Origin of the sequence: Microbacterium sp. GbtcB4 (assembly GCF_019091465.1) — a bacterium.
GTDB classification, from domain to species: domain Bacteria; phylum Actinomycetota; class Actinomycetes; order Actinomycetales; family Microbacteriaceae; genus Microbacterium; species Microbacterium paraoxydans.
The window spans coordinates 1-233 of the sequence record NZ_JAGXJJ010000669.1 but is presented as its reverse complement, the minus strand read 5'-3'; the positions used below and the strand labels follow the sequence as shown (position 1 = coordinate 233).

Annotated in this window: 1 protein-coding gene; it reads left to right on the top strand. The window is 76.4% G+C overall.

From position 1 onward, the window contains the following. On the top strand, window positions 1-233 hold a 233-nt coding region (locus KVS71_RS19210), incomplete at its 3' end, for a flagellar FlbD family protein (protein ID WP_217585324.1).

The window sequence follows — 233 nt, the reverse complement described above, 5'->3', positions numbered from 1 at the left end:
GTGCCGGGGAACCCCCGCCCGATCGGACGTGTCCAAGCCCCGCCCGACACCACGATCATGATGGGCGACGGCGCGACCTTCGTCGGCACCGAGGAGATGGACGACGTGATCGCCCGCATCACCCCCTTCCGCGCCGGCGTCCTCGCGCCCGCGGCCCCGCTGGCCGCCGCCGGCTTCGGGGACACCCGCCCCCCCCCCCCCGCCCCAGGGGGGGATTCCTGGTGGATCCGTCC